The 209-nt window shown below is 43.1% G+C and carries 1 protein-coding gene; it reads right to left on the reverse strand.

Going from position 1 to position 209, the window contains the following annotated elements; genetic code table 11:
• The coding region (locus tag EOC06_RS39895; RefSeq protein ID WP_164899146.1) for a DUF1648 domain-containing protein at window positions 1-209 on the reverse strand (209 nt) is incomplete at both ends.

Consider the following 209-nt stretch of genomic DNA (forward strand, 5'->3'; position numbering starts at 1 on the left):
CTGTTGTACTTTCTCATAAGCAGCTGCGTTGTCTTAGAACCAGATTTGTTAGCAGCGCTAATCTTGATTCCCGATTTTCTAGTAAATTCGTGGATGGCAACAAACATGGACTGCATAACCAATAGGAGCAGCAGATGGGAAAGAACGGAAAGATAGCTTTTTTCCGTAAAACTGTCTGGTTGACCATTAGCTCCCCAGTGGGTTGGAAT

The organism is Mesorhizobium sp. M7A.F.Ca.MR.362.00.0.0 (genome assembly GCF_004023175.1).
GTDB lineage: Bacteria > Pseudomonadota > Alphaproteobacteria > Rhizobiales > Rhizobiaceae > Mesorhizobium.